We start from the raw sequence: 8035 nt of genomic DNA, 5'->3' as shown, positions 1-8035 counted from the left end.
CTAGGGCGCCAACGTGTCCCATCGTGGGACACCCGCCCGTCCCACGCCCGCGCGGCCTTCCGCCGGCGCCGCCCGCCCGGTCACCCACCATGCCCGCGACACTGGACCTCTCATCGCCGCTGGACTAAACCCGGGGCACGAACAACCGGAGTCGTCCATGGGCATCCTCAACACCCTTCTGCGCGCCGTCACCTGGTGGAACGGCCAGACGCTCAACACCCAGTTCCACACCTGGCGCTACGGCGTGAAGGTGGGCCAGGACGACCAGGGCAACATCTTCTACCAGACCAAGGACGCCAAGCGTCGCTGGGTGATCTTCAACGGTGAGGCCGAGGCAAGCCGCGTCAGCCCCGACTGGCACGGCTGGCTGCACCACACCTACGCCGAGCCGCCCTCGGACCGGCCGATGGTTCACAAGACCTGGGAAAAGCCCCACCGCGAGAACCTGACAGGCACCGCGCTGGCCTACGCGCCCGCCGGCTCGATCCGCCGCGAGAACCCGTCCGAGCGCCGCGATTACGAAGCCTGGAGCCCCGAATGAGCCATTCCAAGACCGAGGTGCTGGTCGGGGGCCTCGTCCTGGCAGGCGCCCTCGGGTTCGGGCTGTACGCGATGCAAGCGACCGGCCTGTCGACCGGGCCGGCGGGGTACGACCTGCACGCCTCGTTCCGCTCGCTCGAGGGCGTGGCGGTCGGCACGGACGTGCGCATGGCCGGCGTCAAGGTAGGCACCGTCACCGACATCGCCCTCAACCCCGAGACCTACCGCGCCGACACCACCGTCCAGATCCGCGACGACATCCTCGTGCCCGACGACAGCGCCGCCGTGATCGCCTCCGAGGGGCTGCTGGGCGGCAACTACGTCGAGCTCAGCCCCGGCGGCTCGCCCTTCTTCTACGCCGCCGGCGACGAGATCGTCGACACGCAGGGCGCGGTCAGCCTGATCTCGCTTCTGATGGCCTTCGTGGGCGGGAACGGCGAATGATGCGCGCCCCTCTCCTCGCGCTGGCGCTGATGGCCTCCGCCGCCACCGCCCAGCAGGAGGAAACCGTCGTCACCGGCACCGGCGCGGTCCTGCGCGGCCTCGACAAGCTCAACGCCACGGTGGACGACATGACGCTGCAGGCCGGCGACAGCACGGCGTTCGGCCGGATCGAGATCGTGCTGGGCGAGTGCCGCTACCCCGAGGACGACCCGGCGGGCAACGCCTACGCCTTCCTCACCATCCGTGAGGCCGGCGTGGCGCAGCCGGTGTTCCGCGGCTGGATGATCGCCGCGTCTCCCGCGCTCAACCCGCTGGACCACCAGCGCTACGACGTCTGGGTATTGCGCTGCACCACGTCCTGACCGGACACCGCCAGCGGCACCGATAGCAGGTCGGCGGGGCTGTCGACCGCCTCGGCCAGCAGACGGCGATAGGTGGCGCGGGTGACCTCGACCCCGCCGAGCGAGGCGAGGTGCGGCGTCAGGAACTGCGTATCGAACAGGCTGAAGCCCGCGCGGCGCAGCAGGTCCACCAGCCACGCCAGCGCGATCTTCGAGCCGTCTCGCTGGCGCGAGAACATGGACTCGCCGCAATAGCATCCGCCGATGCAGACACCGTAGACGCCGCCGGCCAGCGCGCCGTCGATCCGGACCTCGAGCGAGTGCGCGTGGCCCTGGTGGTGCAGCCGGGTGTATAGGCTGCGGATTTCGTCGTTGATCCAGGTCTCGGACCGGTCGGCGCAGGCATCGACCACGTCCTCGAACGCGCGGTTCAGCGTCACGGTGTAGTCGTTGCGCCGCAGCCGCCGCGCCAGGCTGCGCGAGATGCGGAACCCGTCCAGCGGAATGATCCCGCGGCGGCGGGGATCGACCCAGAAGATCTCGGGGTCGTCGTGCCGCTCGGCCATGGGGAAGATACCGCTGCGATAGGCGTGCAGCAGCAATTCCGGCGTGACCGCACTCATGGCGAGGCGGCGGCGCCAGCCAGGCGCCGCGCACAGCGGTTGCGGTCGGTCGGAGCGGGGATCATGTGGCCGACGCTACTGCGCCAGCCCGCCGGCCTCCAGCCACTTTTCCAGCCAGTGGATCGTGTAATCGCCGGTGTGGATGTCGCGTTCCTGCAGCAGCGCATGGAAGAGCGGCACGGTGGTGTCGACGCCATCGACGATCAACTCGCCCAGGGCGCGGTTCAGCCGCGCCAGCGCCTCGGGGCGGTCGCGGCCGTGCACGATCAGCTTGCCGATCAGGCTGTCGTAGTAGGGCGGGATCCGGTAGCCGTCGTAAAGCGCGCTGTCCATGCGCACGCCAAGGCCGCCGGGCGCGTGGTACTGCGTGATCTTGCCCGGCGAGGGCGAGAAGGTCGGCAGTTTCTCGGCGTTGATGCGGACCTCGATCGCGTGGCCGTTGATCGTCAGGTCGTCCTGGGTGAACGACAGCGGCATGCCGGACGCGACGCGGATCTGTTCGCGCACAAGGTCGACGCCGAAGATCGCCTCGGTCACCGGGTGTTCGACCTGCAGACGGGTGTTCATCTCGATGAAGAAGAACTCGCCGTCCTCGTAGAGGAACTCGATCGTGCCGGCGCCGCGATAGCCCATCTCGGCGACCGCATCGGCGCAGATCTTGCCGATGCGGGCGCGTTCCTCGGGGGTGATGGCGGGGCCGGGCGCTTCCTCGAAGACCTTCTGGTGGCGCCGCTGCAGCGAGCAGTCGCGCTCGCCCAGGTGCACGCCACCGCCCTGGCCGTCGCCGAAGACCTGGATCTCGATGTGGCGCGGCTTCTGGAGGTACTTCTCGATGTAGACCTCGTCGTTGCCGAAGGCCGCGAGCGCCTCGGACCGCGCGGTGTGGAAGGCGCGCTCCATCTCGTCCTCGTTCCGGGCGACCTTCATGCCGCGTCCGCCGCCACCGGCGGTGGCCTTGATGATCACCGGATAGCCGAAATCGGCGCCGATGCGCTTGGCCTCGTCGAGGGTCGCGACGCCGCCGGGCGAGCCGGGCACCACCGGGATGCCCAGGCGGGCGGCGGTGTCCTTGGCGGTGATCTTGTCGCCCATCAGGCTGATATGCTCGGCCGAGGGGCCGATGAAGGTCAAGCCGTGATCCTCGACGATCTGCACGAAGCGCGCGTTTTCCGACAGGAAGCCGTAGCCGGGATGGATCGCCTGCGCGCCGGTGACCTCGCAGGCCGAGATGATGGCCGGCATCGCAAGGTAGCTTTGCGTCGATGGCGCGGGGCCGATGCAGATGGATTCGTCGGCCATGCGCACGTGCATCGCGTCGGCATCGGCGGTGGAATGCACCGCGACACTGGCGATGCCCATCTCGCGGCAGGCGCGGACCACGCGCAGCGCGATCTCGCCGCGGTTGGCGATCAGGATCTTGTCGAACATGGGCGCGCTCATTCCAGGATGACGAGCGGGGCGCCGTATTCGACCGGTGCGCCGTCCTCGACCAGGATGCGCTTGACGGTGCCCGAGCGCGGCGCGGGAATGTGGTTCATCGTCTTCATCGCCTCCACGATGAGCAGCGTATCGCCTTCCTTGACCGGTTGGCCCACGGCGATGAACGGGGCGGCGCCCGGTTCGGCCTGCATGTAGACCGTGCCGACCATCGGCGAGGTCACCGCGCCGGGATGCGCGGCGGGATCTTCGGGCATGTCGGGCGCGGCGGCCTCGGCCCGAGGCGCGGGGGCGGCATAGGCCTGCGGCTGCGGCGCGGCCATGCTCTGCTGCGCCTGGACAGGCGCCGGGTGATGGCGGCTGACCCGCACGTTGAGGCTGTCATCCTCGGCGTAATCGCGTTTGACCTGAAGCTCCGTCAGGTCGTTCTCGCGCAGCAGTTCCGCCAGTGCCTTGATGAAGGCCACGTCTGCGTCATGCTTTTCTTTGCTCATCCGTTCCTCGCCCGTTCCTCTGCGGCCCGGGTACGTCTGCGCGTCCGGCACCAGCGCCACGCTTATAGGGCAGGATGTCGCACATGAAAAGCGATGCAGGCAGGAAAGCGCGCGGGGCTAGGTGGCCTTGTCCAGCTGCGGAACGGCGATGTCGGGCAAAGCCGGGTAGGCGCGGGCGGGCTGTGCGAGTGCGGGGGTGACCTCGGGCACGGCCGGCTCGGCCTCGCGCGCGGGGGCGTCGGTGACGGCCGGATCCTTCGGCTGGTCCCTGGCGGCGTTCTCGCGGACCTCACCGGGCTGTGGCGGGGCTATCTCCTCGGCCAGAAGCTGCGAGATGCGGATCTGCAGCATCGACGGCGGCGCGGCCCGATCGTGCTCGGGCTTGCCGGACACGGCGCGGCGGAATTCGGCCGGGGTGCGGGCGTTGGCGACGGCGGTGTCGACGTCTCCGCGCTTGGTGATCGGCTTGATCTCCAGCGGGGACTTGGTCGTGCGCTTGCCCTCGGGCAGGCCAAGCGGGTGACCGGTGATCATCGGTGCCATCGAAAGCGTCGTTATCGAGAACTGCATGGCGTCCTCCATGATGAATGCCCCAACGTTCATAAAATATAGCGCAGTATGGTGGCCTGACGTAGCGCCTTCGTAACGACTGGTTAACGTCGCCCCCATGCCGGGCGCGGCGGGACCACGAAAAAAGGGCGGGCGCCGTGGCACCCGCCCTTCGTGACCGTGCTTGCGCGCGTCCTAGCCTTTGTTCATCCGGTTCTCGATCAGGTCGTCGACCACGCCTGGATCGGCCAGCGTCGAGGTGTCGCCGAGCGCGCCGAAATCGTCCTCGGCGATCTTGCGCAGGATGCGGCGCATGATCTTGCCCGAACGCGTCTTGGGCAGGCCCGGCGCCCACTGGATCAGGTCTGGCGACGCGATCGGACCGATCTCGCCACGGACCCAGTCGCGCAGCTCCTTCTTGAGGTCGTCGCTCGGCTCGATCCCGTTCATCAGCGTCACGTAGCAGTAGATGCCCTGACCCTTCACCTTGTGCGGGTAGCCCACGACGGCGGCCTCGGCGACCTTTTCGTGCGCCACCAGCGCCGATTCGACCTCGGCCGTGCCCATGCGGTGGCCCGAGACGTTGATCACGTCGTCGACGCGACCGGTGATCCAGCAATCGCCGTCCTTGTCGCGCTTGCAGCCGTCACCCGAGAAGTAATAGCCCTTGTAGTCCGAGAAATACGTCTTCTCGAAGCGCTTGTGATCCCCCCAGACGGTGCGCATCTGGCCGGGCCAGCTGTCGGCGATCGCCAGCACGCCCTCGGCCGGGCTGTCGTGGATTTCCTCGCCCGAGGTCGGGTCGAGCACCACGGGACGCACGCCGAAGAACGGCTTCATCGCGGCGCCGGGCTTGGTCGCGTGCGCGCCGGGCAGGGGGGTCATCAGGTGGCCGCCCGTCTCGGTCTGCCACCAGGTGTCGACGATCGGGCAGCGGCCGCCGCCCACCACGTCGTTGTACCAGGTCCAGGCCTCGGGGTTGATCGGCTCGCCCACGGAGCCGAGGATACGCAGGGACGACAGGTCGCACTTGGTGACGAAGTCGTTGCCCTGGCCCATCAGCGCCCGGATCGCGGTGGGCGCGGTGTAGAACTGCGCGACCTTGTGCTTCTCGCAGACCTGCCAGAAGCGGCTGGCGTCGGGATAGGTCGGCACGCCCTCGAACATCAGGGTGGTCGCGCCGTTGGCGAGCGGGCCGTAGACGATGTAGCTGTGCCCGGTGACCCAGCCCACGTCCGCCGTGCACCAGTAGACGTCGCCGTCGTGGTAGTCGAACGTCACCTCGTGCGTCAGCGCGGCGTAGGTCAGATAGCCGCCAGACGTGTGCACCACACCCTTGGGCTGTCCGGTCGAGCCGGAGGTGTAAAGGATGAACAGCGGATCCTCGGCGTTCATCTCCTCGGGCTCGCAGGTGGTGGACGCCTCCGCCGCCAGCGCGCGGTAGTCGAAGTCGCGGTCCCCGACCCAGGTGGTCTGGCCTCCGGTGCGCTTGACCACCAGGCATTTGACGCTGTCGTCGCAGTGCAGCAGCGCCTTGTCCGCGTTCGCCTTCAGCAGCGTCTTCTTGCCGCCGCGCGGAGATTCGTCCGAGGTGATCAGCACCTTGGCGTTGCAGCCGTTGATCCGCTGCCCCAGTGCGTCGGGCGAGAAGCCGGCGAAGACGACCGAGTGGATCGCGCCGATCCGGGCGCAGGCCAGCATGGCGTACGCCGCCTCCGGAATCATCGGAAGGTACAGCACGACCCGGTCGCCGCGGCCGACGCCCAGGTCCTTGAGCACGTTCGCCATGCGGCAGGTTTCGTCGTGCAGCTGCCGGTAGGTGATGTGCTGCGCGGACTCGTTCGGATCGTCCGGTTCCCAGATGATCGCCGTCTGGTCGGCGCGTTTCTCGAGGTGCCGGTCGATGCAGTTCGCAGCGACGTTCAGCGTGCCGTCGCGGAACCATTCGATGCTGACCTGGCCCAGCGTGAAGTCGGTGTTCTGGATCTCGGTCGGCTTCCTGAACCAGTCGATCCGCTCGGCCTGCTCGGCCCAGAACGCCTCGGGGTCTTCGACGGAGCGCTTGTAGAGCGCGTCGTAGCGCGCGGCGTCCACGTGGGCGTTCTTCACGATCTCGTCGGGTGGGGAATAGCTGTCCTTCATGGGGTTCTCCTCCTCCTTGATGGCAGCGCCGGCGCGTCGTCGGTGCGCGCTGGCGGTGCCGTCTCGCTCATGACTTCGCGGCACAGGCTACGGTTCTGCCGCGCCAAGGCAACCCGGCCGTGCGGGCGGCGCGACGGCCCGACCGCAACCTCGATCAGATCGCCAGGTATTCCGCGCGCAGGCTTTCGTTCTCGAGCACTTCGGCGGCCGAGCCGTCATAGGCGATCGACCCGGTGTCGAGTATGATCGCCCGGTCGGCCAGTTGCAGCGCGCGGACCGCGTTCTGCTCGACCAGGATCGTCGTCATGCCCTGCTCCTTGATCAGGCGCAGCGTCTTCTCGATCTCGTCGACGATGACCGGGGCAAGCCCCTCGTAGGGTTCGTCGAGCAGCAGCAGCTTGATGTCGCGGGCCAGCGCGCGGGCGATCGACAGCATCTGCTGCTCGCCGCCCGACAGGGTCACGCCTTCCTGGTTGCGGCGTTCGCCGAGGCGGGGGAACAGCTCGTAGAGACGCGGGATCGACCAGCCGACCGGCGGCTGGATCTGCGCGAGCTTGAGGTTCTCCTCGACCGTGAGGCCGGGGATGATGCGCCGGTCCTCGGGCACGAGGCCGAGGCCCGCCACGGCGGCCTCGTAGGATTTCATGTTGTGAAGCGGCTGGTGGTCCAGCCAGATCTCGCCCTTGTTGACCTGCGGGTTGTCCAGCCGCGCGATCGAGCGCAACGTCGTCGTCTTGCCGGCGCCGTTGCGGCCCAGAAGGGCGACGATCTCGCCTTCGTGCACGTTGAAGCTGATCCCCTGCACGATGTAGCTTTCGCCGTAGTAGCTGTGCATGTCCCAGACCGACAGGAAGGCCGGCGCGGTGGACGCTTGGTTGGCGTTCTTCGAAAAGTCCGGACGGGTGTTCATCGGACGGGTCCTTCTGCAATCGGCTTCGGGCGCGATGCCCGGTCAGCGTTTCGATCCGCCGGCGCGCGCCGGCCCGGCTCAGGCGGTCTGGGTCTCGCCCAGGTAGGCCTCTTGCACCTTGGGGTGGCCCTTGATCCGTTCGGGCACGTCCTCAACCAGCGGGGTGCCCTGCGCCAGCACGGTGATCCGGTCGGCCAGGCTGAACACCACGTGCATGTCGTGTTCGATGATCGCGATCGTGATGTTGCGCTTCTCCTTGATCTCGCGCAGCAGGTCGATCGTGTTGTTGGTGTCGGCCCGCGCCATGCCGGCGGTCGGTTCGTCCAGCAGCAGCAGCTTGGGCTTCTGCACCAGGCACATGGCCATCTCGAGCCGCCGCTTGTCGCCCCGGCTCATCGAGGCGGCGTGCACGTGCCGCTTGTCGAGCATGTTGACCTCGTCGAGCATGCGCTCGGCCTCTTCGCGCAGGTCGTGCTCGTCGCGCACCGATTCATAGGCGCGCAGGCGGAACACGCCGTCGCGCTTGGCAAACAGCGGGATCATGATGTTTTCCAT

The 8035-nt window shown here is 68.1% G+C and carries 10 protein-coding genes; 3 read left to right on the top strand and 7 right to left on the bottom strand.

All coding sequences use genetic code 11. The annotated features are described in order from the left end of the window. The first annotated feature begins 157 nt into the window (after nt 1–157). From ACFDTC_RS08780 to ACFDTC_RS08770, 3 genes are read left to right on the top strand one after another with little or no spacing between them, the layout of a single operon-like run. Nucleotides 158–541, top strand: coding sequence for an NADH:ubiquinone oxidoreductase subunit NDUFA12 (locus tag ACFDTC_RS08780; RefSeq protein ID WP_375258499.1), 384 nt, complete (start codon nt 158–160; stop codon nt 539–541). Continuing rightward, a complete protein-coding gene (mlaD, locus tag ACFDTC_RS08775) occupies nt 538–984 on the top strand; it encodes an outer membrane lipid asymmetry maintenance protein MlaD (RefSeq protein WP_375258498.1) in 447 nt (148 codons plus the stop codon). The genes ACFDTC_RS08780 and mlaD overlap by 4 nt, the downstream gene beginning before the upstream one ends. Next, entirely contained in the window at nt 981–1346 is a 366-nt protein-coding gene (locus ACFDTC_RS08770) for a DUF2155 domain-containing protein (protein WP_375258497.1), read from the top strand. The genes mlaD and ACFDTC_RS08770 overlap by 4 nt, the downstream gene beginning before the upstream one ends. Here ACFDTC_RS08770 and aat read toward each other — a convergent pair. The 7 genes from aat to ACFDTC_RS08735 all read right to left on the bottom strand — a co-directional run. After that, on the bottom strand, nt 1310–1948 hold the full coding sequence (aat, locus tag ACFDTC_RS08765) for a leucyl/phenylalanyl-tRNA--protein transferase (RefSeq protein WP_375258496.1): 639 nt from the start codon (nt 1946–1948) through the stop codon (nt 1310–1312). The two genes, ACFDTC_RS08770 and aat, sit on opposite strands and share 37 nt — an antisense overlap. Nucleotides 1949–2023: 75 nt before the next feature. After that, nucleotides 2024–3376 (bottom strand): acetyl-CoA carboxylase biotin carboxylase subunit, encoded by a 1353-nt coding sequence (accC, locus tag ACFDTC_RS08760; protein WP_375258495.1) that lies wholly within the window; start codon nt 3374–3376, stop codon nt 2024–2026. An 8-nt stretch (nt 3377–3384) separates the two neighbouring features. Continuing rightward, nucleotides 3385–3879, bottom strand: a complete 495-nt coding sequence (gene accB / locus ACFDTC_RS08755; protein ID WP_375258494.1) for an acetyl-CoA carboxylase biotin carboxyl carrier protein — start codon at nt 3877–3879, stop codon at nt 3385–3387. 117 nt (nt 3880–3996) lie between these two features. Next, the gene (locus ACFDTC_RS08750) at nt 3997–4449 is read right to left on the bottom strand and encodes a hypothetical protein (protein ID WP_375258493.1); all 453 of its coding nucleotides are present in this window, start codon (nt 4447–4449) and stop codon (nt 3997–3999) included. A 174-nt stretch (nt 4450–4623) separates the two neighbouring features. Beyond that, complete coding sequence (gene acs / locus ACFDTC_RS08745; protein ID WP_375258492.1) at nt 4624–6570, bottom strand: acetate--CoA ligase; 1947 nt, start codon at nt 6568–6570, stop codon at nt 4624–4626. Between the two features lie 154 nt (nt 6571–6724). Next, nucleotides 6725–7480, bottom strand: coding sequence for an ABC transporter ATP-binding protein (locus ACFDTC_RS08740; RefSeq protein ID WP_375258491.1), 756 nt, complete (start codon nt 7478–7480; stop codon nt 6725–6727). Nucleotides 7481–7558: 78 nt separating this feature from the next. Continuing rightward, nucleotides 7559–8035, bottom strand: a 477-nt coding sequence (locus ACFDTC_RS08735; protein WP_375258490.1) for an ATP-binding cassette domain-containing protein, incomplete at its 5' end; no start/stop codon positions are given.

Source organism: Citreimonas sp., assembly GCF_042096055.1.
Taxonomy (GTDB): Bacteria; Pseudomonadota; Alphaproteobacteria; order Rhodobacterales; family Rhodobacteraceae; genus Citreimonas.
This window is presented reverse-complemented; position numbering and strand designations above follow the sequence as displayed.